The organism is Streptomyces sp. NBC_01214, from assembly GCF_026340975.1.
Classification (GTDB): domain Bacteria; phylum Actinomycetota; class Actinomycetes; order Streptomycetales; family Streptomycetaceae; genus Streptomyces.
Genome location: NZ_JAPEOS010000001.1, coordinates 2,200,809 through 2,224,967, shown reverse-complemented (window position 1 = coordinate 2,224,967; position 24,159 = coordinate 2,200,809). Strand labels below are relative to the sequence as shown.

Sequence of the window (24,159 nt, the reverse complement as noted above, 5' to 3'; positions counted from 1 at the left end):
AATAGGGTGGGCCAGGACCGCTCACCCTTTACCGCGCCGAGGAGCCATCAGCCGTGTCGGACACTTCCCGCCCCCGTGCCTCCCTCCGCACCGCCGTGGTGTGGGAGGTCCTCAAGGAGGCGCTCGACCGCCGGGTGAAGGCGACCGGTCGGGATGTCCTGGACGTGCTCGACACCGGCGGCGGCACCGGCAAGTTCGCCGTGCCGGTGGCCCGGCTGGGCCACCGGGTCACCGTGGTGGACCCCAGCCCGAACGCACTGTTCGGGCTGGAGCGCCGGGTGGCCGAGGCCGGAGTCGCGGACCTCGTGCGCGGCGTCCAGGGCGACGCCCAGGGTCTGTTGGACGTCGTCGAGCAGGACGCCTACGACGTGGTGCTCTGCCACGGCGTGCTGGAGTACGTGGACGACCCCGCTGAGGGCGTGGCCAACACGGTGGCCGCGCTGCGGGCCGGCGGCACGCTCAGCCTGCTGGCCGCCGGTCTCGGCGGGGCCGTGCTGGCCCGCGCCCTGGCCGGGCACTTCACGGAGGCCCGCACCGCCCTCACGGACCCGGCCGGCCGCTGGGGCTCCGGCGACCCGGTCCCGCGCCGCTTCACCGCCGAGCAGCTCTCCGAGCTGGTCGGCGGCGCCGGCCTCGCGGTCGGCGCGGTGCACGGCGTGCGGATCTTCGCCGACCTCGTGCCCGGGGTCCTGGTGGACACCGAGCCCGGCGCCGTGGAGGCGCTGCTGCGCCTCGAGGAGGCCGCGGCCGAGCTGCCCGCCTTCCACGCGGTCGCCACACAGCTGCACGTCCTGGGTGAGAAGCCGGCCTGAACTGCGATCTTCCGCGCAGAGTGGCCACACACCCTCCGATCGGCCGGTCGGCCCCGTATGATCAGGTGCAAGACCGGCATGGTGGACGGACCATTGGGGAATAAGGGCCTCAGTGACCGCCCCCGCGGCGGTACGGTTTTCACGCAGTGCTTTGACCGGCTGCGTCATTTCTGGGCCGTGTCCAATTGGAACGTGGCGCAGAGGGCGGGTGTCACGGGGGCGATTCCCCGCCTATCCTGAAGGGGACCCCTGGTCGCTACCCCCCGCGACCGACGGATGAGGAGGACTCCCGTGCCGCTCTCGGAGCACGAGCAGCGAATGCTCGAGCAGATGGAGCGAGCGCTGTACGCCGAAGACCCCAAGTTCGCGACAGCGCTTGAGGGAAGCGGACTGCGTACGTATACCCGGCGACGGGTCTACCAAGCAGTCGCAGGCATTGTGGTGGGTATCGCGCTCCTCATGACCGGTGTGATCATTCCGAACGTGCTCTGGATCAGCGTGGTGGGCTTCCTCGTCATGCTGGGATGTACGGTCCTGGTGGTCACCGGTTGGCGCAAGGCACCCAAGCCCGGCGAGCAGCCCGTCTCCGGAAGTGCTGGTGGTTCGGCCCATGGCCGGAACCGGCAGCGTCGGTCGATGATGACCCGCATCGAGGAACGGTGGCAGCGCCGCCGTGACGAGCAGGGGCACTAGCCCCCGACAACGTGGGTGAGGGGATGGCCGCCGTGCGGCCGTCCCCTCACTTTTCTGCGTTCCCGTACGGCATGATGATCCGATGAGTGTGCTCCCCCTGGTCTTCACCAGCGGCTGGGCCAGTGGGATCAACGCTTACGCCGTGGTCCTCCTGCTCGGCATCTTCGGCCGCACCGGCCTGACCGACGACGTTCCCGCCGCCCTACAGCGCACGGACGTGCTGGTCGTCGCGGCAGTGCTGTTCCTGTGCGAGGCGATCGCCGACAAGGTCCCGTACATGGACTCGATATGGGACACCGTCCACACCTTGATCCGCCCGCTGTCCGGCGCGGTGATCGGTGCGCTGCTGGCCGGGCAGACCGGTTCGCTCCCCGAGGTCACCGCCGCCGCGGTCGGCGGCTCCACGGCTCTGGCCAGCCATTTCGTCAAGGCCGGCACCCGGATGGCGATCAACACCTCGCCCGAGCCCTTCACCAACGTGGGGATGAGCATCGCCGAGGACCTCGGCGTGGCCGGGCTCATCACCTTCGCGATGTTCAATCCCGAGGCCGCCGCGATCATCGCTGCCGTGCTGCTGGCCGTCGGACTGGCGATACTGGTCTTCCTATGGAGCCGGATCCGCCGCTTCCTGCGTCGTCGTGCCCAGCGCCGCGAGGAGAAGCGGCTGGCCGCCGGGGCCCGCGAGACCACCGGGGCCCCACCCCGCTGACCACGGGGTCACCAGAGGGGTCGATAGGCTCGGCAGCATGGCACGCATTGCAGTGATCGGCGCCGGCATGGGCGCGATGGCCACGGCGGCCCGGCTGGCCGTGGCGGGGCACCAGGTGACGGTGTACGAACGCGGGACGACCTACGGCGGAGCCGTGGGCCGGTACGAGCGCGAGGGCTTCGCCTTCGACACCGGGCCCGGGCTGCTGCACCTGCCGGCCGTCTACCGCGACCTCTTCGTGAAGACCGGCAAGCGGCCGCTGGAGGCCTGCGTCGACATGGTCCAGGTGGACCCGGCCGTCCGGCACGTCCTCCCCCACCACGGCATCGACGTCACCCTCCCCGGCGCCTCCCACGGCGGTGTCGCCGCCGCCCTGGAATCCGCCTTCGGCCAGGGCGCCGGCGAGCGCTGGAACGCCGTCCTGGGCCGTGCCCGCGACGCCTGGGACGCCACCCGGCGCCCGCTGCTGGAGGAGCCGCTGCGGCCCGGCGCCCGGCAGGCCCTGGGCGGCGACCCGTACCCGGCCCTGCGCCGCAGCGGCCTGCTGCGCCGCCGTACGCCGACCCTCGCCGAGGTGGCCGACCGGGAGCTGGGCGGCGCCCTCGCGGAGCTGCTGACCGGCCTGGTGCGCTCGTACGGGATCGACCCCGCCACCGCCCCCGCCTCCGCGGCCGTGCTCCCGTACATGGAGCAGACCTTCGGCAGCTGGTACGTGCGCGGCGGGATGCGGGCCCTGGCCACCGCCGTCTACGAGCGCTGCCTGGAGCGTAAGGTCGCCTTCGTCTTCGGGGCGGAGGTCCGGGAGGTCCTGGTCACGGACGGCCGGGCGGCCGGTCTGCGGCTGGCCGACGGCAGTGAGGCGGCCGCCGACACCGTCGTGTGCGGGATCGACCCCCGGCAGCTGCCGGCCGGTTCGCTGCCGTGGCCGCCGGAGGCGGTTCCCGCCCGCGGGGACGGCGTACCGGGGCGGATCACGCTCCTGCTCGCGCTGCGCGGCTCCCGCCCCGCCACCGCCGTGCACCGCACCCTGGTCCACGCCTCCGGGGCGCAGGTCACCGTCATGCGCCCGGACGACCCGGCCACCCGGCCCGACGAGGAGCACGAGGCGGTCACCGTGAGCGCCGTGCCCGGGCCTGGGACCTCGGACCCCGCCGAGCTGCTGGACCTCGCGGAGACGGCCGTACAGGGGTTGCGGGAGCGGCTGTTGTGGCACGAGGTGCGCACTCCGGCCGACATCGAGGCGGCGACGGGGGCGCTGGGCGGCGCGGTGCCCCCGCCCGCCCTCGCGGGGGCCGGGGGTCGGCTGCTCCAGCCGGCCAACACCACGGCCGTGCCCGGGCTGTACCTGGCGGGCGGCTGGGCCCACCCCGGCGGCGGGCTGGCGCACGCCGGGATGACCGGGGCCCTGGTGGCCGGACTGATCGTGGAGGGCGCGGAGTTCCGCGGCTCCCAGTGAGCCGTCAGTAGCGGTACTGCTCGTATCCGCCCTGCTGGGGGTACGGGTACTGCTGCGGCGGCTCGCCCTGGTCCTCCATCGGGTAAGACTGGCCTGCCCCGTCGGTGGACCGCTGCTGCGGGACCCAGACCCCGCCGGGCGGGGTGTCCGTGGAGTACTGCTGCTGGCCCTGGCCGTAGTCGGCGTACGCGGTGTAGTCGTACGGCTGGGGCGGGGCCATGCCGCCGCCGGTGCCGATGTACGGGTCCGAGTAGGCGGCGTAGACCTGCTGCTGGTCGCCCGTCGGGTAGCCGCCCGAGTAGTCGTAGCCGCCCTGGTTCTGCTGGTCGTAGTACGCCGCGTACTGGTGGGATTCCTGGTCGGCCGTGGTGAACGGCGAGGCGAAGGCGGCCGTCCGGTCGACCTCGGGCGTGAGGCTCTGTATCCCGTAGGACCCGGATTCATCGGGCACCGGCTCCGGGCTGTAGACCGCCGGGGGCGCGTCCCGGAACGACCGCTCTTCGGCGGCCCCGTCCCCGGCGCCGGCCCCGTCGGCTTCCTCGTACTGGAGCGCGGTGACCTGGAGGGCCGGCTCCTGCTTGGTGCCCGAAGCCCGGCGGCGCCGGGTCTGCCGTACGGGCTCCCCGCCGCGGCGCAGCGCCCAGCCGGCGACGAAGCCCTTGCGGAAGGAAAGCGTCACCAGGGTCTGGCCCACGGCGAACGCCAATGCGCCGGCGCCGATCACCGGCACCGACGGCAGTATGACCCCGGCGACCACGCCGAGGAAGCCGGCGAAGGCGAGCAGGCGCCAGCGCAGCCGGGCCTTGTACTGCATCAGGACCTCGGCAAGCAGCCACAGCGCGACGAATCCGAACGCGATGTAGAGGACCGTCATTCCCATGCATGGCCCCTCTCGGTACGGCCGCCGGCGCGGGAACGGGGGCGGCCGCTCAGGCCCGCTGGTGCAGGCCCAGGTTCTCGTAGATTTCGAGAGTCGCCGTGGAATTGTTGAGCGTGATGAAGTGCAGCCCCGGGACACCCTCGGACAGCAGTCGCGCGCAGAACTCCGTGGCGAACTCGATGCCAATGGAGCGTACAGCGGCCGGGTCGTCCTTGACGGCGAGCATGCGCTCTTTCACGTCCGCGGGGAAGACCGCATTGCTGAGCTGGGGCAGCCGGTCGAGCTGCTTGATGCCCACAACAGGCATGACCTCGGGGATGATCGGGGTCTCGCAGCCCGCTTTCTCGACGCTGTCGCGCAGCCGCAGATAATTCTCCGGATCGAAGAACATCTGGGTGATCGCGTAGTCGGCACCGGCGTGGCACTTGTCCACGAAGTGCCGGATGTCCGTGTCCCAGTCCGTCGAACGCGGGTGCATCTCGGGGAAGGCCGCGACGCCGACGCAGAAGTCGCCGGACTCCTTGACCAGGTGGACAAGGTCGGCGGCGTAGTGCACGCCCTCGGGGTGCGCCACCCACTCGCCCATCGGGTCGCCCGGCGGGTCTCCGCGCACGACGAGCATGTTCCGGATCCCGGCGTCCGCGAACTGCCCGATGACGTTGCGCAGCTCGGCGACCGAGTGGTCCACGGCGGTGAGGTGCGCGACGGGGGTGAGGGTGGTGTCCGCGGCGATCTCCTGGGTGGCCTTGACGGTGCCACCGCGGGTGGAGCCGCCGGCTCCGTAGGTCACGGAAACGAAACTGGGGGATACCGCCTCGACCCGGCGCAGGGCGTTCCAGAGGTTGCGTTCGCCCTTCTCCGTCTTCGGGGCCCAGAACTCGAAGGAGTACGAGCGGCCGGACGCGAGGAGGTCGCGGACCGTGTGTGCACGATCCGACCAGGTGGAAGCGGTACCAGAGGCCATGTGGGCAGGTTAGACGCGGCCCGGCGGACACCGAAGCCTTGTCCACCTTTTGGACACGTTTTTGGACACTTGAGGGGCTGGCTCTGGCCGGAAAGCGTCCGTACGGGGTAACGCGACCGCCCGTGGTCCGGGGGGACCGGACTCAGCCGAGGCGGGCCCGGACCCGCTGGGCGAGCTCCGCGGCGGCCGCACCGGGGTCGGTGGCCTCGGTGAGGGCGCGGACGACCACGATGCGGGTGGCGCCGGCGTCCAGCACCTCGTCCAGGTTCGAGCCGTCGATGCCGCCGATGGCGAACCAGGGGCGGTCCTGCTCCAGGGAGGCCGCGTAGCGGACCAGGTCCAGGCCCGGGGCGTGGCGGCCGGGCTTGGTGGGCGTGGGCCAGCAGGGGCCGGTGCAGAAGTAGTCCACGCCGGCTTCGGCGACGGCCGCGTCAACCTCGTCCTCGGCGTGGCAGGAGCGGCCGATCAGCACCCGCTCGCCGAGGATCGCGCGGGCCGCGGGGACGGGGATGTCGCCCTGGCCGAGGTGCAGGACGTCGGAGCCGATGGCGTGGGCGACGTCGGCGCGGTCGTTCACGGCGAGGAGCTTGCCGTGGCGGCGGGCGGCTTCGGCGAAGACCTGGAGGTGTTCGAGTTCCTCCCCCGCCTCCATGCCCTTGTCGCGGAGCTGGACGATGTCCACGCCCGAGGACAGGACGGCGTCGAGGAACTCGGGGAGGTCACCCTGGCGCTTGCGGGCATCCGTGCAGAGGTAGAGCCGGGCGTCGGACAGCTGCATGGGTGTACCCCCCGTGATGGAAGCGGTGTACGGGCCGCGGCCCGTACACCGCTGTGGAGCGAAAGGCGATCAGGTCAGAGGGCGAGCGCCTGAGCGCGGCGCTTCACCTCCGTGCCGCGATTCTCGCTCAGCGCCTGCACGGGAGTGCCGGGCAGGGTCGGATCCTCGGTGAAGAGCCATTCCAGGATCTCCTCCTCGGTGAAACGGTCGTCGCGCAGCACGGTCAGCAGACCGACCAGGCCCTTGACGACCTTGTCGCCGTCGATGAAGGGGGCCGGAACCTGCAGGGAACGGTTCTCGCCGCGGCGGACGGCGATGAGCTGTCCTTCCTTGACCATCTGGCGGACCCGGGTCACCTCGATGTTCAGCATCTCCGCGATGTCGGGGAGGTAGAGCCAGGAGGGAACAAGGGCATCGATCTTTGCGTCAATCTCGGTCACAGGAACAAGCCTGCCATCTCGGCTCGGCCGCCGGTACCTGGGCGACCCCGTCCGGGTCGCGGGCCGTGCCCGGACTCCGCCCCGAACCCCGCGCCTCAAACGCCGGCGGGGCTGGAAAATCCAGCCCCGGCGGCCGTCAGGCCGTGGCCGACTTCAGCGGGGTGCCGGGGTCGGAGACCTTGGCGGGGTCCAGGAGGACCGCCGTCTCGATCAGGCGGCGGCCCTGCGCCAGGTCGCGCGGACGCCCCACGGCCAGGACGGCGACGAGCGCCCCGTCGCGCAGCCAGCACACCGACCAGGCGGGGCCGGCCGGGTCCCCCCGCAGGAGCAGGGTGTCGGCCCCGCCGTGGTGTCCGGCGTACTGCACGAAGCGCCCGAACTGCTCCGACCAGAAGTACGGCACCGGGTCGTAGACCTGGGCCGGCTCCCCGGCCAGGATGTTCGCCGCGACCGTCCTCGGCCCCTGGAGCGCGTTGTCCCAGTGGTGCACGAGCAGCCGCGTCCCGTACCGCCCGGACGGGAAGGAGGCGCAGTCGCCGACCGCGTACACCCCGGGCAGCGAGGTCCGCAGGTACGCGTCCGCCGTGACCGAGCCGTCGGGACCGAGCTGCACGCCGGTCCCGTCCAGCCATCCGGTGGCGGGGCGGGCTCCGATGCCCACCACCACCGCGCCGGCGGGCAGGGTCCGCCCGTCCCCCAGCAGGACCCGCCCCTCCTCGATCCCGGCGACCTTCGCCCCGGTGATCAGCTCCGCGCCCGCCTCCTGGTACCAGCGCGCCATCGGCTCGGTGACCTCGGCGGGCAGCGCTCCCGCCAGCACCCGGTCCGCCGCCTCGACCACGGTGACCTCGCAGCCCGCCTCCCGGGCGGCCGTGGCGAACTCGGCGCCGATCCAGCCCGCCCCGACGACCACGGCCCGGGGCGACGCGGCCAGCACCGGGCGCAGCCGGGCCGCGTCGTCCAGCGTGCGCAGCAGGTGGACGCCCGGGACGCCTTCGGTCCCGGGGAGGGTCAGCGGCTGCGCGCCGGTCGCCAGGACGAGGATCCCGTACGGGACCGGCCCCGCCTCGGTGTCCAGCTCGTGGACGGCGGCACGCAGTCCGGTGACCTCGACGCCGAGCCTGAGGTCGATGTCGAGGCCTTCGAAGTCCACGTCGAAGGCGGAGTCCTCGGCCTTGCCGAGGAGGACCGCCTTGGACAGCGGGGGCCGGTCGTAGGGCTGGTGGGGTTCGGCTCCCAGCAGGGTCACTGGGCCGGTGAAGCCCTGTTCGCGCAGGGCCACGGCGGTCTGCACCCCGGCCATTCCGGCGCCGACGATCACGACGCCGCGCTGATTCTGTTCCGTCTGCTCGCTCACGCCGCCACCCTAATCATCTGACGCTCCGTCAGGAATAGGCGCCGCCTTACCCGCCCTCCACCGCCGGGTTAGTCTGGCCACCGTACCTATCGCGGGAGTCCGGCGCACCGGGCTGAGAGGGAGGCTGGCCGGCCTCCGACCGTACGAACCTGATCCGGGTCATGCCGGCGAAGGGAGGGGCTGGACGCCCATGCACGCATCCCGAACACCTCGGAAGGGATCCGACGTCCTCGTCATCGGGGGCGGAATCATCGGCCTGGTGACCGCCTGGCGGGCCGCCGCGCGCGGACTGCGCACCGTACTCGCCGACCCCGCACCCGGTGGCGGCGCCGCCCAGGTCGCGGCCGGCATGCTCGCCCCCGTCACCGAACTGCACTACGGGGAGGAAGCCCTGCTGGGGCTCGGCCTCGCCTCCGCCGCGCGCTATCCGCAGTTCGCCGCCGAGCTCGCCGAAGCCAGCGGCGGCATGGACATCGGCTACCGCGCCTGCGGCACCCTCGCCGTCGCCCTCGACGCCGACGACCGCCTCCACCTGCGCGAACTGCACGCCCTACAGCGCCGCTGCGGCCTGGAGTCCGAGTGGCTCACCGGCCGCGAGTGCCGCCGCCTGGAGCCCATGCTCGCCCCGGGCGTACGCGGCGGCCTGCGGGTCGACGGCGACCACCAGGTCGACCCCCGCCGGCTCGCGGCCGCCCTGTTGGCCGCCTGCGAACGCGCCGGCGTGACCCTCCACCGGGCCGGCGCGGAGCGGCTCCTCACGACCACCGACCGGGCGACCGGCGCCCTCCTCGACGACGGCACGGAGCTGCTCGCCGGCCAGGTGGTCCTCGCCGCGGGCTCGCTCACCGGCCGGCTGGCGGGCGTACCGCCGGAGGTCGTGGCCCCCGTGCGGCCGGTCAAGGGGCAGGTCCTGCGGCTCACGGTGCCGACGGCGTACGCGCCGTTCCTGTCGCGGACCGTACGGGCCGTCGTCCGCGGCAGCCACGTCTACCTGGTGCCGCGCGAGAACGGCGAGCTCGTCATCGGCGCCACCAGCGAGGAACTCGGCTGGGACACCACCGTCACCGCGGGCGGGGTCTACGAACTCCTGCGCGACGCCCACGAACTGGTCCCCGGCATCACCGAACTCCCGCTCACCGAGACCCGGGCGGGGCTGCGCCCCGGATCCCCCGACAACGCCCCGCTGCTCGGCCCGACCGAGCTGCCGGGCCTGCACCTGGCCACCGGGCACTACCGCAACGGGGTGCTGCTGACCCCGCTCACCGGCGAGGTCCTCGCCGAGCTGCTGGCCACCGGCGAACTGCCGGAGATCGCGCGCCCCTTCACCCCCCGCCGGTTCTCCGCCGCACGTCAGGAGTCGTACGCATGACCATCTCCGTATCCGTCTCCGTCAACGGCGAGCCGCGCGAGGTCGCGGCCGGCGCCACCCTCGACACGGTGGTCGCCACCCTGACCACGTCCCCCTCCGGCGTCGCCGCCGCACTCAACGAGACCGTGGTCCCGCGCGGGCAGTGGCCGGCCACCGTCGTGGGCGACGGCGACCGGGTCGAGATCCTGACCGCGGTACAGGGGGGCTGACCGACGTGGCGGACGACCTCTTCACCCTCGGCGGCCGGACCTTCACCTCCCGCCTGATCATGGGCACGGGCGGGGCCCCGAGCCTGGACGTGCTGGAACGCGCCCTCGTCGCGTCCGGCACCGAACTCACCACGGTCGCGATGCGGCGGCTGGACCCCACGGTCCAGGGCTCCGTCCTGTCCGTGCTGACCAAGCTCGGCATCTCGGTCCTCCCCAACACGGCGGGCTGCTTCACGGCGGGCGAGGCCGTCCTCACGGCCCGGCTGGCCCGGGAAGCGCTCGGCACGGACTGGATCAAGCTGGAGGTGGTCGCGGACGAACGGACCCTCCTGCCCGACGGCGTCGAGCTGCTGGACGCCGCCGAGATCCTGGTGGACGAGGGCTTCACGGTCCTCCCGTACACCAATGACGACCCGGTGCTCGCGCGGAAGCTGGAGGACGTGGGCTGCGCGGCGATCATGCCGCTCGGGTCCCCCATCGGGTCCGGCATGGGCATCCGCAACCCGCACAACTTCGAGCTGATCGCGGAGCGCGCGTCGGTCCCGGTCATCCTGGACGCGGGCGCGGGCACGGCCTCCGACGCGGCCCTGGCGATGGAACTGGGCTGCGCGGCGGTGATGCTGGCCTCGGCGGTGACCCGGGCACAGGAACCGGTCCTCATGGCGTCGGCCATGCGCGACGCCGTCTCGGCGGGCCGCCTCGCCTTCCGCGCGGGCCGCATCCCCCAACGCCGCTTCGCCGAAGCCTCCTCCCCCACAGCGGGCCGCGCCGCCCTGGACCCGGAGCGCCCGGCGTTCTGAGGGGTACGAAGCCACGGGGGCGGGGCCTTCACCCCGCGACCCACCCCCTCGATCGGCGACTGCCCACCCACCCCCGGGCGCGGCGCGGCTTCGGGACGGTCGGCCCGGGGCTGCGCGCCGCGGGGGCGGTCCCGACCCCGCCCAGCGTCACAGCTGCGCTGCAAGGCGACCCACCCAGGACGGTCGACGCGCGGCGGCTCGTAGAATCGGCGGGTGGATACGACCCTGGATGACCCCCTCGTCGGGCGCGTGCTCGACGGCCGCTACCGCATCGACGCCCGCATCGCGGCCGGCGGCATGGCCACGGTCTACCGGGCCGTCGACACCCGCCTCGACCGCGTGCTCGCCCTGAAGGTGATGCACCCGGCCCTCGCCGCCGACGCCGCCTTCGTCGACCGGTTCATCCGCGAGGCGAAGTCCGTCGCCCGGCTCGCGCACCCGAACGTGGTCGCCGTCTTCGACCAGGGCACGGACGGGCCGTACGTGTACCTGGCCATGGAGTACGTCTCCGGCTGCACCCTGCGCGACGTGCTGCGCGAGCGCGGCGCGCTCCAGCCCCGGGCCGCCCTCGACATCCTCGAACCGGTCCTCGCCGCCCTCGGCGCCGCCCACCGGGCCGGCTTCGTCCACCGCGACATGAAGCCCGAGAACGTGCTCATCGGGGACGACGGCCGGGTGAAGGTCGCGGACTTCGGGCTGGTCCGGTCGGTCGACTCGGTGACCAACACCACCGGCGCCGTCCTCGGCACCGTCTCCTACCTGGCCCCCGAGCAGATCGAGAACGGCGTCGCCGACACCCGCGTGGACGTCTACGCCTGCGGTGTCGTCCTCTACGAGATGCTCACCGGCTCCAAGCCCCACACCGGCGGCACCCCCGCGCAGGTGCTCTACCAGCACCTGCACGAGGACGTCCCGCCCCCGTCCGCCGTGGTCCCGGGGCTCGCCGTCGGGCTCGACGAGCTGGTCGCGCAGGCCGCCGCCCGCAATCCCGAGCTGCGTCCCTACGACGCGGCCGCCCTGCTCGGCCTGACCCGCGAGACCCGGGCGCTGCTCAGCGACGCCGAGCTGGACGCCGTACCCCCGCAGGCGCGCGCCGAGGAGCGCTCGTCCGCCGAGGACCGTACGGGGGTGATCCCGCGCCCGGTGGCCGCGCAGCAGCCCGTGCAGCACACCTCCCGCCTGGAGATGCCGCCCTCGCCGCCCGCTCCGCCCGCACACCGGCCGGCGGCGCCCGCGCGGCGGCCCCGTCGCGGGGTGCTGCTCGTCATCGCGGGCGTGCTGCTCGCGCTCGGGCTCGGGGTCGGCGTCTGGTACATCAACTCCGGGCAGTTCACGAAGGTCCCCAACCTGCTCGGCAAGACCGAGGAGCAGGCCCGCTCCCGGCTGTCCACGGCCGGGCTCGGGGTGAAGGGGGTGAACCAGAAGTTCAGCGACGCCTTCGAGCGCGGGACGGTGATGAAGACCGATCCCCCGGGCGGCGGGCGGATCCGCGGCAACGACGCGGTGACCCTCACCATCTCCCGCGGCCCCGAGCTCGTGGCCGTGCCCAACCTGAAGGGCCGGCCCCTGGAGGAGGCCAAGGCCGAGCTGACGCAGACCGGGCTGGCGCCCGGGATGGTGACGCAGGCCTTCAGCCAGGACATCGCCCAGGGTTCGGTGATCAGCACCAATCCGGCGGGCGGCGAGAAGCGGGCGCCCGACACGGCGGTCTCGCTCGTGGTCAGCAAGGGCCGCCCGGTTCCGGTCCCGAGCGTGACCGGGGTGCCCGTCGACCAGGCGAAGACGAGCCTGGAGGCCCTGGGACTCAAGGTCGCGACGGCTCCCGAGCAGGTCAACGCCCCCTTCGCGGCCGGTACGGTCGCCAACCAGTCGATCGGCGCCGGCACCCAGGCCGCCGCCGGGGACACGGTCACGCTGACCGTGTCCATGGGGCCCCGGCAGGTCCCGGTCCCGAACGTGACCGGCCAGGACGTGGACGCGGCCCGCAAGGCGCTGGAGGCCGCCGGCTTCAAGGTGAAGGTGGACCGGCCGCTGATCTCCTTCAGCAACACGGTCGACACCCAGTCGGTGGCGCCCGGGCAGACCGCCCCCGAGGGCAGCACGATCGCCATCAAGACCAAGGGGCTGTGAGCCGTGGTGATGCGCAATCCAGTGGGCGGCCACGTCCCCGTGGCCGGGGGGCTCGCCTCGGTCGGCCTGACCTACGCCCGGGAAATGGGGGCGGAGGCCGTCCAGGTCTTCGTCGCCAATCCGCGCGGTTGGGCCACCCCGGTCGGCAATCCGGCCCAGGACGAACGGTTCCGGGCGGAGTGCGCGGCCGGGTCGATCCCGGCGTACGTGCACGCCCCGTACCTGATCAACTTCGGCTCGCACACCGCGGCGACCGTGGAGAAGTCGGTGGAGTCGCTGCGCCATTCACTGCGCCGCGGCCGGGAGATCGGTGCGCTCGGGGTGGTCGTGCACACCGGGTCGGCGACCGGAGGGCGCCCGCGGGAGGCGGCGTACGCGCAGGTCAGGGAGCACGTGCTGCCGCTGCTGGACGAGCTGACGCACGACGACGACCCGTTCCTGCTGCTGGAGTCCACGGCCGGGCAGGGCTCCTCGCTGTGCTCGCGCACCTGGGACTTCGGGCCCTACTTCGAGGCGCTCGACCACCACCCGAAGCTGGGGATCTGCCTGGACACCTGCCACATCTTCGCGGCCGGTCACGATCTGGCGGAGCCGGGCGGGACGAAGGTGATGCTGGACCTGCTGGTCGACACCGTGGGCGAGGGCCGGCTGAAGCTGGTCCACGCGAACGACTCCAAGGAGGGCGTCGGCGCCCACAAGGACCGGCACGCGAACATCGGCCAGGGGCACATCGGCCGGGACGCCTTCGCGGAGCTGATCACGCACCCCGCGATGGAGGGCGTGCCACTGATCATCGAGACGCCCGGGGGCAAGGAAGGGCACGCGGCGGACGTCGCGCTGCTGAAGGAGCTGCGCGGCCCGCAGTGATCCACTGATTCCAGGAATACCCCAGGGGGGTATACGGTTTTCATGTCGACGGGACCGCTACCCGGCCTTCCCACGAGGGGGTTGCCATGGAGCACGGGCACGAAGGGCACACGGGTCACGAGGGGCACCACGACCACGGGCCCGCGCAGTCGCACGAGCACCACGCACCCGCGCACGGCGCCGGCGGCCCGGTCAGCTGGGGCACGGCCGCCCGGGCCACCCTGCACTGCCTCACCGGGTGCGCCATCGGCGAGGTGCTCGGCATGGTCATCGGTACCGCGCTGGGCTGGGGGAACGTCCCGACGATGATCCTGGCGATCGTCCTCGCGTTCTTCTTCGGCTACGCCCTCACCCTGCGCGGGATCCTCGCCGCCGGCGTCGACCTCCGTACGGCCGTCCGGGTGGCATTGGCCGCGGACACCCTTTCGATCGCCGTCATGGAGCTGATCGACAACGGAGTGATCGCCCTGTGGCCCGGCGCGATGGACGCGCACCTGTCGGAGCCGCTGTTCTGGATCGTCCTGGCGATCTCGCTGGCGGCCGCCTTCGTGATCACGACCCCGGTCAACAAGTGGATGATCGGCCGCGGCAAGGGTCACGCGGTCGTGCACCAGTACCACCACTGAGCGGACACCACCGGGCGCGGGGCGGCGCCCCTACAGTTCGGGGCCCTCCCCGGGCTCCTCCTGGTACGAGTAGCGCTGCTCGCGCCACGGGTCGCCGATGTTGTGGTAGCCGCGCTCCTCCCAGAAGCCGCGGCGGTCGGCGGTCATGTACTCGATGCCGCGGACCCACTTGGGGCCCTTCCAGGCGTACAGGTGCGGGACCACCAGCCGTACCGGGAACCCGTGCTCGGCGGTGAGCAGTTCACCGCCCTCGTGGGTGGCGAAGACGGTCCGGTCGGAGGCGAAGTCGGCCAGTCGCAGGTTGGAGCTGAAGCCGTACTCGGCCCACACCATCACATGCGTGACCTGCGGTGCGGGGGGAGCCAGGGCGAGGACCTCACGGGCGAGCACTCCGCCCCATTCGGCGCCCTGCATGCTGAACTTCGTGACGCAGTGCAGATCGGCCACGACGGAGTCGAACGGCAGGGCCGTGAACTCCTCGTGGTTCCAGCAGTGCTTGTCCCCGTCGGCCGTCGCGCCGAAGACGCGGAACTCCCAGCGGTCCGGCTTGAACTTGGGTACGGGCCCGTAATGGGTGACCGGCCAGCCCCTCTGCAGCCGCTGCCCCGGTGGAAGCTCCAACTGCTCTGCTCCCGGAGATTCCCGGCTTTCCGGCTGACCCATGACTCCATGGTGACAGACTGGGCAGGGTGGTCATGACCAGGTCTTCGTCGATTCGGGCAAGTCACGGCAACTCCCACTAAGGAGGCACTTACTGGACGGTCTCCTGCGGCGGTGCAAGGATGCGCGCAACTGCCCCGTCACATAGCTGACATTGCCTGGAAGGAGCCTCTGCGATGCAGGGCGACCCCGAGGTCCTTGAGTTTCTGAACGAGCAGCTGACCGGCGAGCTGACGGCCATCAACCAGTACTGGCTGCACTACCGCATCCAGGACAACAAGGGCTGGACCAAGCTCGCCAAGTACACGCGTGAAGAGTCCATCGACGAGATGAAGCACGCGGACAAGATCACCGAGCGCATCCTGATGCTCGATGGCCTGCCGAACTACCAGCGCCTCTTCCACGTGCGCGTCGGGCAGACGCTCACGGAGATGTTTCAGGCGGACCGCCAGGTCGAGGTCGAGGCCATCGACCGGCTCAAGCGGGGCATCGAGGTCATGCGCGGCAAGGGTGACATCACCTCGGCCCGGCTCTTCGAGGAGATCCTGGAGGACGAGGAGCACCACATCGACTACCTCGACACCCAGCTGGAGCTCATCGAGTCCCTGGGCGAGCCGCTCTACATCGCGCAGCTGATCGAGCAGCCGAGCTGACCGGGCCGATCGAGCCCTAGGCCGCTTCCGCCAGCTCTGCCGAACGGGCCGAACCCGGCTCCGCGGCGAGCACGGCCGCACCCTGGCCCTTCTCCAGCAGCTCCCGGCGGGGGCAGGCCCCACGGCCGAGGATGCCCTGGATGGTGCGCACGCACGACCCGCAGTCGGTGCCGGCCTTGGTGACCGAGGCGATCTGGCGCGGGGTGCAGGCCCCGGCAGCCGCGTGCTCCTTGACCTGCTTGTCGGTGACACCGAAGCAAGAGCAGACGTACACGCGGTTCACCTCCCAGGGCGGAATGGTTCAGCAGTTCAGCGGATCAGCGAGCCATCCCCATTTCGGTGAGGCTTACCTAACCGTACCCAAAGTTAGGGTCGCCTAAAAGCCCTGGATACGACAGTGGGGCGCGGATCACATCGATCCGCGCCCCACTGTCGTACGAAGGTACTGACTGATCCCTACTGGTCGCGGTACATCTCGGCGACGAGGAACGCCAGGTCCAGGGACTGGCTGCGGTTGAGCCGCGGGTCGCAGGCCGTCTCGTAGCGCTGGTGCAGGTCGTCGACGAAGATCTCGTCGCCGCCGCCCACGCACTCGGTGACGTCGTCACCGGTGAGCTCGACGTGGATGCCGCCCGGGTGGGTGCCGAGGGCCTTGTGGACCTCGAAGAAGCCCTTGACCTCGTCGAGCACGTCGTCGAAACGGCGCGTCTTGTGGCCGGAGGCCGCCTCGAAGGTGTTGCCGTGCATCGGGTCGGTGACCCAGGCGACGATCGCGCCGGAGGCGGTGACCTTCTCGACCAGCTCGGGGAGCTTGTCGCGGACCTTGTCGGCGCCCATGCGGACGACGAAGGTCAGCCGGCCCGGCTCGCGCTCGGGGTCCAGGCGGTCGATGTACGTCAGCGCCTCGTCCACCGTGGTGGTCGGGCCGAGCTTGATGCCGATCGGGTTGGCGATCTGCGAGCAGAACTCGATGTGCGCGTGGTCCAGCTGGCGGGTGCGCTCACCGATCCAGACCATGTGGCCGGAGGTGTCGTACAGCTTGCCGGTGCGCGAGTCGGTGCGGGTCAGCGCGCCCTCGTAGTCGAGCAGCAGCGCCTCGTGGGAGGCGTAGAACTCGACGGCCTTGAACTCGGCCGGGTCGGTGCCGCACGCCTTCATGAAGTTCAGCGCGTTGTCGATCTCCCGGGCCAGCTGCTCGTAGCGCTGACCGGACGGGCTGGACTTCACGAAGTCCTGGTTCCAGGCGTGCACCTGGCGCAGGTCGGCGTAGCCACCGGTGGTGAAGGCGCGCACCAGGTTGAGCGTCGAGGCGGACGCGTTGTACATGCGCTTCAGGCGCTCCGGGTCCGGGACCCGGGCCTCCTCGGTGAAGGCGAAGCCGTTGACGGAGTCACCGCGGTAGGTCGGCAGGGTGACGCCGTCGCGGGTCTCGGTGTCCTTGGAGCGCGGCTTGGAGTACTGGCCCGCGATGCGGCCGACCTTGACGACGGGCACGGAGGCCGCGTACGTCAGGACGGCGCTCATCTGGAGCAGCGTCTTCAGCTTGGCGCGGATGTGGTCGGCGGAGACGCCGTCGAAGGCCTCGGCACAGTCGCCGCCCTGGAGCAGGAACGCCTCGCCCTTGGCGACGGCTCCCAGACGGGCACGCAGCTGGTCGCACTCACCCGCGAAAACGAGGGGAGGATACGACTCGAGGTCCGCGACGACAGCGCGCAGAGCCTCGGCATCGGGGTACGAAGGCTGCTGCGCCGCGGGAAGGTCTCGCCAGGTCGCCTTGGCGGCGGGGGCTTGGGTTTCAGCGTTCACGGTCACCTCGTACACATTACGGCGTCACGGGCCGCGTCCGACCCCCCGCCCACAACGTGAGACGAACCAGCTCAAAGGTCGCGGGCGCCCGACGGAGCGGAATCCATGGTTCAGCTCGCGTCGTGAGACAGATCCTGCCCCGCGGGGGCGGTCTGGGCTAAGGTGCCCACCATGTACGCGCACACGAACCAGAACTGGTGGTGGCCCGCTCCCGGCGGCCCACTCCTCGCGCGTACCTGAAGACACGCACGACGCGAAGGCCGCCCCGAGGGGCGGCCTTCCGCGTTTTCGACCACGTCGTCGGATCCCAGGGGCCGCTCCTCCCACCGGAAGGACGCTCCGCCCCATGAATCACAGCCGACCCGACCGACTGAGCCGACTGCTCGACCCCGCCTGCCCGCCGTTCGCCCTGCTGCGCCGGCGGACCCCCGGCCGCGACCACGACACCGTCGAGGTGCTGATCGGGCAGGTGGGCGAGGTCGAACGCCTCGCCGACCTGCCCGTCGGCGAGCTGCCCGCCCTCGCTCTCGTCCCCTTCCGACAGATCCGGGAGCGCGGCTTCGACGTGCGCGACGACGGCACGCCGCTGAGCGTGCTGGTCGCCGAGGAGGCGTACGAGATCCCGCTCGCCGAGGCGCTGGCCGCGCTGCCGAGCCACCCGGTGCGGGTCGACGACGGCGGCTTCGACGTCCCCGACGAGGAGTACGCGGCCACCGTCCGGCGGGTCATCGAGGACGAGATCGGCCGCGGTGAGGGCGCGAACTTCGTCATCCGGCGCACCTACGGGGGCCGCATCGACGGCTTCGACCGGGCCGACGCGCTCGCGCTGTTCCGGCGGCTGCTGGAGGGCGAGCGGGGCGCGTACTGGACGTACGTCGTCCACACCGGGGAGCGGACCCTCGTCGGGGCCAGCCCCGAGGTGCACGTGCGGATGTCCGGCAGGACGGTCGTGATGAACCCGATCAGCGGCACCTACCGCTACCCGGCCGGGGGGCCGACGGCCGACTCCCTCCTCGCCTTCCTCGGTGACCGCAAGGAGACCGAGGAGCTGTCGATGGTGGTCGACGAGGAACTGAAGATGATGTGCACGGTCGGCGACATGGGCGGGGTCGTCGTCGGACCGCGGCTGAAGGAGATGTCCCACCTCGCGCACACCGAGTACGAGCTGCGGGGCCGGTCCTCGCTGGACGTGCGGGAGGTACTGCGCGAAACCATGTTCGCGGCGACGGTCACCGGATCCCCCGTGCAGAACGCCTGCCGCGTCATCGAACGGTACGAAGCGGGCGGGCGCGGCTACTACGCGGGCGCGCTGGCCCTGCTGGGCCGGGACCCCGCGGGGGCGCAGACCCTCGACTCCCCCATCCTGATCCGCACCGCCGACATCGCGGCGGACGGCACGCTGCGGGTGCCGGTGGGCGCCACGCTGGTCCGGCACTCGGATCCGGCGGGCGAGGTGGCGGAGACCCATGCGAAGGCGGCGGGGGTGCTGGCGGCGCTCGGGGTGCGACCGGCCGCGCCGCGCCGGGCCTTCGAGGGGGCCCGGCTGGCGGACGACCCGCGGGTGCGGGCGGCCCTCGCGGCGCGCCGCGAGGACCTGGCGCCGTTCTGGCTCCGGATGCAGGAGCGGCCGACCGCGCCGGCGGGCCATGCGCTGGTGGTGGACGGCGAGGACACCTTCACGGCGATGCTGGCGCACGTCTTGCGGGTGGCCGGGCTGGAGGTGACCGTACGCCGCTACGACGATCCGGGGCTGCAGGCGGCGGCCCTGGCCTGGGAGGGCCCGATCGTCCTGGGCCCCGGCCCGGGCGATCCGGCGGATGCCGCGGACCCCAAGATGCGGATGCTGCGCGCGCTGACGGCCGACCTGCTGGCCGGGCACCGCCACGGCCTGGTCGGGGTCTGCCTGGGCCACGAGCTGCTGGCGGCCGAGCTGGGCCTGCCGCTGGTCCGCAAGGCGGAGCCGGCACAGGGGGCGCAGACCCGGATCGATCTGTTCGGGGCCGAGGAGGTGGTCGGCTTCTACAACACGTACACCGCGCGCTGCGACGACGTCCTGGCCGGCCGGCTGGCCGCCGAGGGGGTCGAGGTCGCCCGCGACCCCGGGACGGGCGAGGTGCACGCCCTGCGGTCCCCGGCCGGGGGCTTCGCGGGGGTGCAGTTCCACCCGGAGTCGGTCCTCACCCTGCGCGGCGCGGACCTGCTGCGTGAACTCCTGGCCGGAGCCCGGGCGGTGTCCCCGGCCTGAGGCGTTGCACGCCGGGCGGGCCGGATCTCGGCCCGTCCGGCCCTTGAGGCGCGGGGACCGGCCGGGGTCCGGGCCGCCCTCCTAGGCTTCCCCGCCCGGGGCGGCTCCCGTGCCGGGCACGGGGGCCGTCGCCGCCGCCCGTCGGGCGAGGAGGGACCGGATCCCCTGCCACGACAGGATCACCAGCAGCACCGGGACCGCGGCGACCAGGACGGAGGGCGCGCCGAGCGCGAGCCCGAGGGACAGCACCACGCCCACGGCGTGGTCGGCGACCTCCAGCCACGGATCCGTCCGCCGACCGGGCTCGGCCCGGCGCGCCAGGTGCGCGGCGCGGTAGACGAACAGCAGTTGTACGGCGGCGAAAACGAAGAACCACCAGCGGATCCAGTCAGGTATGTCCACGGTGTGAAGGTAGGTCCGCCGCCGCGCTCCGTCATGGACGGCGGGTGAACGCGGCCGGAAATCCTGGCGCGGGTCCGAGACGCCCCCCTACTCGGGCGGGACCAGGGTGTTCTCGGAGCGGCGGCCCGCCAGGTAGTCCGCCACGTTGGCGACGGTGGTGTCGATGATCTGGCCCACCGCGTCCGTCGTGTAGTACGCCTGGTGGGAGGTCACGACGACGTTCGGGAAGGTGACGAGACGGGCCAGGGTGTCGTCCTCGACGGTCTCCAGCGACTTGTCCATGAAGAAGACGCCGGCCTCGGCCTCGTACACGTCCAGGCCGACCCCCTCGAAGCGGCCCGCCCTGAGCTCGTCGACCAGGGCCTCGGTGTCGATCAGCCCGCCGCGGCTGGAGTTCACCAGGATCGCGTCGTCCCGCATCCGCCGCAGCGCGGCCGCGTCGATGAGGTGCCGGGTGGAGTCCAGCAGCGGCACGTGCAGGCTGATCAGGTCCGAGGACGCGAGCAGCTCGTCCTTGTCCACGTAGGTCATGCCGAGCTCCAGGCACGCCGGGTTCTGCACCACGTCCCAGCCCAGCAGGCGCATGCCGAAGCCGTGCGCGATCCGGGTGAACGCCGCCCCGATCTTGCCGGTGCCGAGCACGCCGACCGTGCGGCCGTGGAAGTCCCGGCCCATCAGCCCGTTCAGCCGGAAGTCGAAGTCCCGGGTCCGGGTCGTCGCCCGGACGAGCCGCCGGTTCACGGCCATCGCCAGGGCCCAGGCGAATTCGGCGACCGAATGGGGCGAGTAGTACGAGACCCGGCTGACCGTCATGCCCAGGCGCCGGGCCTCGTCCAGGTCGATGTTGTTGAAGCCGGTGGACCGCTGGGTGATCATCTTCGTGCCGCCCGCCGCCAGCATCCGCAGCACCCGGCCGCTCAGGTCGGCGTTGACGCTGGAGGAGACGATCTCGTACCCGGCGGCGATCGGCGCGGTGTCCTCCTCCAGGAAGACTTCGAGGCAGCGGACCTCGTGCGTGCCCGCGAAGGCCTGCTCCAGGAGCGGCTTCTCGTCGACGGTCACACCGAATGCCAGGATCTCCACGCCCGCTCCCGCACCTCGACGCCATGGGCCGTTCGTCACGATACGGCCCATGGTGTCGGGCCGCCGCTCAGCCGAAGAAGACCCCGGCCTCCTGGTAGAGCGCGGGATCCACCGTCTTCAGCTTCGACGTCGCCTCCGCGATCGGCACCCGGACGATGTCCGTCCCCTTGAGCGCGACCATCTTCCCGAAGTCCCCGTCGCGCACCGCATCGATCGCGTGCAACCCGAACCGGGTCGCGAGCCACCGGTCGAAGGCGCTCGGCGTGCCGCCCCGCTGGACGTGCCCGAGCACCGTCGTACGGGCCTCCTTGCCGGTCCGCGCCTCGATCTCCTTGGCCAGCCACTCGCCCACGCCCGACAGCCGGACATGGCCGAAGGAGTCCAGGGAGCCGTCCTTCAGCACCATCTCCCCGTCCTTGGGCATGGCGCCCTCGGCGACGACCACGATCGGCGCGTAGCTCGCCTTGAACCGGGAGGCCACCCAGGCGCAGACCTCGTCCACGTCGAAGCGCTGCTCCGGGATGAGGATGACGTTGGCGCCGCCCGCGAGGCCCGAGTGCAGGGCGATCCAGCCGGCGTGGCGGCCCATGACCTCGACGACCAGGACCCGCATGTGGGACTCGGCCGTGGTGTGCAGCCGGTCGATGGCCTCGGTCGCGATGCCGACGGCGGTGTCGAAGCCGAAGGTGTAGTCGGTGGCCGACAGGTCGTTGTCGATGGTCTTGGGCACGCCGACGCAGGGGATGCCGTACTCCTCGTACAGCCGGGCCGCGACCCCGAGGGTGTCCTCGCCGCCGATCGCGATGAGCGCGTCCACCTCGTACTTCGCGAGGTTCTCCTTGATGTCGCGCACGCCGTTCTCCGTCTTGAACGGATTGGTGCGCGAGGAGCCGAGGATGGTGCCGCCGCGGGGCAGGATGCCGCGGACGGCGGGGATGTCGAGGGGGACGGTCCGCCCCTCGACCGCGCCCCGCCAGCCGTCCTTGAACCCGATGAACCCGCAGCCGTACTCCTGCTCGCCCTTGCGGACGACGGCCCTGATCACCGCGTTGAGCCCGGGGCAGTCGCCGCCGCCGGTCAGCACTCCGACCTTCATGGAATCTCCAATCGCCATGACGGTCACGCTAGTAGTGACCCAGGTCACAGCAAGGGGCTTGGAGAGGGCGATTCCGGTGGAATCGTGAGGCGTTGCGTACGCCCGTTCACTCGTACGAGGACATAAGTACGATCGACGGACGGTGCAGACGCGTCCGGGGCCGGTCTACGCGTCGTCGAGGCCGCGTTCTATGGCGTACCGGACGAGCTCCACCCGGTTGTGCAACTGCAGCTTGCCCAGGGTGTTCTGGACGTGGTTCTGCACGGTGCGGTGGGAGATGACCAGACGCTCGGCGATCTGCTTGTACGACAGCCCCTTGGCCACGAGCCGCAGCACCTCGGTCTCGCGGTCGGTCAGTTGCGGGGCCTTCGGCTCGTCGGAGGTGGCCGGCAGCGGGTCGCTGGCCAGGCGCCGGTACTCGCCGAGCACCAGCCCGGCCAGGCCCGGGGTGAAGACCGGGTCGCCGGCCGCGGTACGGCGGACGGCGTCGATCAGCTCCTGGGCGCCGGCGGACTTCAACAGGTAGCCGGTCGCGCCGGACTTCACCGCCTCCAGGACGTCCGCGTGCTCACCGCTGGCCGACAGGACCAGGACCCGCAGGGCCGGGTTGGTACCGACCAGTTCCTTGCAGACCTGCACGCCCGGCATGCCGGGCAGGTTGAGGTCGAGGACCAACACGTCGGGCGTGACGGCGTGGGCCCGGCGGACCGCCTCGGGGCCGTCGCCGGCGGTGGCGACGACGTCGAAGCCCGCGGCGGCCAGGTCGCGGGCGACGGCGTCCCGCCACATGGGGTGGTCGTCGACGACCATCACCCTTATCTCGTGCAGCTCGTTCGGCCTGTTCGGGTCGTTCACGTCGGTGCGCTCGCTCATCTCTTGTCCGTCCTCGCCCTGGGTACCTTCAGTTCCACTTCGGTGCCCTGCCCGGGAACGGACACCAGATCGGCGCTGCCGCCGAGATCGCGCAGCCTGCCGCGGATGGACAGGGCCACCCCCATCCGGCCCTCGCCCGCCGCCTGGTCCAGCCGGCCCGCCGGGATGCCGGGGCCGTCGTCGCGAACGGTCACGATCACCTCGTCGCCCCAGTCCTCGACGAGGATCCAGGCCCGCGCCCCTTCACCGGCGTGCTTGCGCACGTTGTCCAGGGCGGCGCCGACCGCCGCGGCCAGTTCCTTCGCGGCGGGCACCGGCAGCGGCACCGGGGTGCCCGGCTCGGCGAAGCTCACGCGGGACCCGGCGTGCGGGGCGAGGAGCGTGCGCAGGTCCAGCTCGCCGTCCTCGGCGCCCGGCTCGTCCACCTCGTACGCGTCCACCAGCGCGCCCCGCGACTCGTCCCGGGAGACCCGGGAGGGCCGTACCAGCCCGCTGGAGACCAGCGTGCGCAGCGCCACCTCCTGCTCCCCCGCCATCCGGCCGAGCTCCTCGGCCTCGCCGCCCAGCTCGCTGCCGCGCCGCTGGACCATGGCGAGGACCTGGAGGACCCCGTCGTGGATGTCGCGGGCGAGGCGCTCGCGCTCGCGGGTGGCGGCCTCGATCTCCAGGGCGCGGGCGAGGGTGTTCTCACTGGCCCGGGCGACCTCGACCACGTAGCCGATGGCCACCGAGGCGACCCAGACGAGCAGGACGTTGTGCAGGGTGTCCCGGGTGGGCTGGCCGGTGTGGATGGCGAGGTTGGCGGCGGCCACGAAGGTGGAGGCGAAGCAGGCCCAGCGCCAGCCGCCCTTGATGGCGAAGGCGAGGACCGCGCCCGCCGTCCAGATGGTGGGGAGGGTGCTGCCGCCGTCGCCGATCCGCGCCTGGGTGTCGGCGACCGGTGTGAGCACGATCCCGACGATCGCGACGGTGAGGTCGGCGACGAGGAAGCCCTTGGTGCAGCTGGCCGCGTTCGCCACCTTGCGGGAGGTGGCGAGGGTCCAGACGGCGAGGAAGGCGAGGTAGCCGACCGCGACCCCGGGGCGGGGGAACTCCTTGTACGCGGCGGCGAACAGCAGCGCCGCATAGACCGTGGTCAGCAGCCGGTACGCGGTCAGGGCGCGCCAGAGCGGCTGCTCGACCGACATGCGTACGACGCGTTCGCGTTTCGCCATCTCCCCCACCCCTCGTGGGCGGTACCGCCCACGCGCA

General features: G+C 72.1%; 25 protein-coding genes and 1 riboswitch. Of the genes, 12 read left to right on the top strand and 13 right to left on the bottom strand.

Annotated features, from left to right (window positions below; genetic code table 11):
* Window positions 1-53: 53 nt before the first annotated feature.
* From OG594_RS10705 to OG594_RS10690, 4 genes are all read left to right on the top strand, one after another.
* Window positions 54-812: a methyltransferase gene (locus tag OG594_RS10705; protein WP_266597569.1), complete on the top strand. Its 759-nt coding sequence runs from the start codon at window positions 54-56 to the stop codon at window positions 810-812.
* 291 nt (window positions 813-1,103) lie between these two features.
* A complete protein-coding gene (locus tag OG594_RS10700; RefSeq protein WP_030012883.1) occupies window positions 1,104-1,505 on the top strand; it encodes a DUF3040 domain-containing protein in 402 nt (133 codons plus the stop codon).
* Window positions 1,506-1,587: 82 nt separating this feature from the next.
* The gene (locus OG594_RS10695; RefSeq protein WP_266597566.1) at window positions 1,588-2,214 is read left to right on the top strand and encodes a DUF4126 domain-containing protein; all 627 of its coding nucleotides are present in this window, start codon (window positions 1,588-1,590) and stop codon (window positions 2,212-2,214) included.
* Between the two features lie 37 nt (window positions 2,215-2,251).
* Window positions 2,252-3,670: an NAD(P)/FAD-dependent oxidoreductase gene (locus tag OG594_RS10690; protein WP_266597564.1), complete on the top strand. Its 1,419-nt coding sequence runs from the start codon at window positions 2,252-2,254 to the stop codon at window positions 3,668-3,670.
* Window positions 3,671-3,674: 4 nt separating this feature from the next.
* Here the strand turns inward: OG594_RS10690 and OG594_RS10685 are convergent, their stop codons facing one another.
* The 5 genes from OG594_RS10685 to OG594_RS10665 form a co-directional block, all read right to left on the bottom strand.
* Window positions 3,675-4,550, bottom strand: coding sequence for a hypothetical protein (locus OG594_RS10685; RefSeq protein WP_266597562.1), 876 nt, complete (start codon window positions 4,548-4,550; stop codon window positions 3,675-3,677).
* Between the two features lie 49 nt (window positions 4,551-4,599).
* Window positions 4,600-5,514 (bottom strand): methylenetetrahydrofolate reductase [NAD(P)H], encoded by a 915-nt coding sequence (gene metF, locus OG594_RS10680; protein WP_266597560.1) that lies wholly within the window; start codon window positions 5,512-5,514, stop codon window positions 4,600-4,602.
* A 142-nt stretch (window positions 5,515-5,656) separates the two neighbouring features.
* Window positions 5,657-6,292, bottom strand: coding sequence for a thiamine phosphate synthase (thiE, locus tag OG594_RS10675; RefSeq protein ID WP_266597558.1), 636 nt, complete (start codon window positions 6,290-6,292; stop codon window positions 5,657-5,659).
* Between the two features lie 74 nt (window positions 6,293-6,366).
* Window positions 6,367-6,732: an Rv2175c family DNA-binding protein gene (locus OG594_RS10670; protein WP_030724382.1), complete on the bottom strand. Its 366-nt coding sequence runs from the start codon at window positions 6,730-6,732 to the stop codon at window positions 6,367-6,369.
* A 136-nt stretch (window positions 6,733-6,868) separates the two neighbouring features.
* On the bottom strand, window positions 6,869-8,089 hold the full coding sequence (locus OG594_RS10665) for an NAD(P)/FAD-dependent oxidoreductase (protein ID WP_266597555.1): 1,221 nt from the start codon (window positions 8,087-8,089) through the stop codon (window positions 6,869-6,871).
* A gap of 81 nt (window positions 8,090-8,170) precedes the next feature.
* A riboswitch (TPP riboswitch) is annotated at window positions 8,171-8,282 on the top strand.
* On the opposite strand from OG594_RS10665, the gene thiO reads away from it, so the two are divergent.
* From thiO to OG594_RS10635, 6 genes are all read left to right on the top strand, one after another.
* Complete coding sequence (thiO, locus tag OG594_RS10660; protein ID WP_266597553.1) at window positions 8,280-9,458, top strand: glycine oxidase ThiO; 1,179 nt, start codon at window positions 8,280-8,282, stop codon at window positions 9,456-9,458. It overlaps the preceding riboswitch by 3 nt.
* On the top strand, window positions 9,455-9,667 hold the full coding sequence (gene thiS / locus OG594_RS10655) for a sulfur carrier protein ThiS (protein WP_266597551.1): 213 nt from the start codon (window positions 9,455-9,457) through the stop codon (window positions 9,665-9,667). The genes thiO and thiS overlap by 4 nt, the downstream gene beginning before the upstream one ends.
* Before the next feature lie 5 nt (window positions 9,668-9,672).
* Window positions 9,673-10,467, top strand: coding sequence for a thiazole synthase (locus OG594_RS10650; protein ID WP_266597549.1), 795 nt, complete (start codon window positions 9,673-9,675; stop codon window positions 10,465-10,467).
* Between the two features lie 213 nt (window positions 10,468-10,680).
* The gene (pknB, locus tag OG594_RS10645) at window positions 10,681-12,597 is read left to right on the top strand and encodes a Stk1 family PASTA domain-containing Ser/Thr kinase (protein WP_266597547.1); all 1,917 of its coding nucleotides are present in this window, start codon (window positions 10,681-10,683) and stop codon (window positions 12,595-12,597) included.
* A 9-nt stretch (window positions 12,598-12,606) separates the two neighbouring features.
* Window positions 12,607-13,464, top strand: coding sequence for a deoxyribonuclease IV (locus tag OG594_RS10640; protein WP_266597545.1), 858 nt, complete (start codon window positions 12,607-12,609; stop codon window positions 13,462-13,464).
* Window positions 13,465-13,550: 86 nt separating this feature from the next.
* Window positions 13,551-14,090 (top strand): DUF4396 domain-containing protein, encoded by a 540-nt coding sequence (locus OG594_RS10635; protein ID WP_266597543.1) that lies wholly within the window; start codon window positions 13,551-13,553, stop codon window positions 14,088-14,090.
* Window positions 14,091-14,120: 30 nt separating this feature from the next.
* Here OG594_RS10635 and OG594_RS10630 read toward each other — a convergent pair whose 3' ends face one another.
* The gene (locus OG594_RS10630; RefSeq protein WP_030010526.1) at window positions 14,121-14,753 is read right to left on the bottom strand and encodes a sulfite oxidase-like oxidoreductase; all 633 of its coding nucleotides are present in this window, start codon (window positions 14,751-14,753) and stop codon (window positions 14,121-14,123) included.
* 173 nt (window positions 14,754-14,926) lie between these two features.
* On the opposite strand from OG594_RS10630, the gene bfr reads away from it, so the two are divergent.
* Entirely contained in the window at window positions 14,927-15,403 is a 477-nt protein-coding gene (gene bfr, locus OG594_RS10625) for a bacterioferritin (protein WP_030010525.1), read from the top strand.
* Between the two features lie 16 nt (window positions 15,404-15,419).
* Here bfr and OG594_RS10620 read toward each other — a convergent pair whose 3' ends face one another.
* Both OG594_RS10620 and OG594_RS10615 read right to left on the bottom strand, forming a co-directional pair.
* Window positions 15,420-15,677: a bacterioferritin-associated ferredoxin gene (locus OG594_RS10620; RefSeq protein WP_094744772.1), complete on the bottom strand. Its 258-nt coding sequence runs from the start codon at window positions 15,675-15,677 to the stop codon at window positions 15,420-15,422.
* Between the two features lie 182 nt (window positions 15,678-15,859).
* Entirely contained in the window at window positions 15,860-17,215 is a 1,356-nt protein-coding gene (locus OG594_RS10615; RefSeq protein ID WP_150257096.1) for a class II 3-deoxy-7-phosphoheptulonate synthase, read from the bottom strand.
* 340 nt (window positions 17,216-17,555) lie between these two features.
* Between OG594_RS10615 and OG594_RS10610 the strand changes: the two genes are divergently transcribed.
* Entirely contained in the window at window positions 17,556-19,454 is a 1,899-nt protein-coding gene (locus OG594_RS10610) for an anthranilate synthase family protein (RefSeq protein ID WP_266597535.1), read from the top strand.
* A gap of 81 nt (window positions 19,455-19,535) precedes the next feature.
* Here the strand turns inward: OG594_RS10610 and OG594_RS10605 are convergent, their stop codons facing one another.
* From OG594_RS10605 to OG594_RS10585, 5 genes are all read right to left on the bottom strand, one after another.
* Entirely contained in the window at window positions 19,536-19,856 is a 321-nt protein-coding gene (locus OG594_RS10605; protein ID WP_266597533.1) for a hypothetical protein, read from the bottom strand.
* Window positions 19,857-19,943: 87 nt separating this feature from the next.
* Entirely contained in the window at window positions 19,944-20,939 is a 996-nt protein-coding gene (locus tag OG594_RS10600) for a 2-hydroxyacid dehydrogenase (protein WP_266597531.1), read from the bottom strand.
* 67 nt (window positions 20,940-21,006) lie between these two features.
* On the bottom strand, window positions 21,007-22,035 hold the full coding sequence (locus OG594_RS10595; protein WP_266602774.1) for a 6-phosphofructokinase: 1,029 nt from the start codon (window positions 22,033-22,035) through the stop codon (window positions 21,007-21,009).
* Window positions 22,036-22,200: 165 nt separating this feature from the next.
* Complete coding sequence (locus OG594_RS10590) at window positions 22,201-22,908, bottom strand: response regulator transcription factor (protein WP_266597529.1); 708 nt, start codon at window positions 22,906-22,908, stop codon at window positions 22,201-22,203.
* Entirely contained in the window at window positions 22,905-24,122 is a 1,218-nt protein-coding gene (locus OG594_RS10585) for a MacS family sensor histidine kinase (RefSeq protein WP_266597527.1), read from the bottom strand. Before OG594_RS10585 ends, OG594_RS10590 begins: the two co-directional genes overlap by 4 nt.
* Window positions 24,123-24,159: the final 37 nt, after the last annotated feature.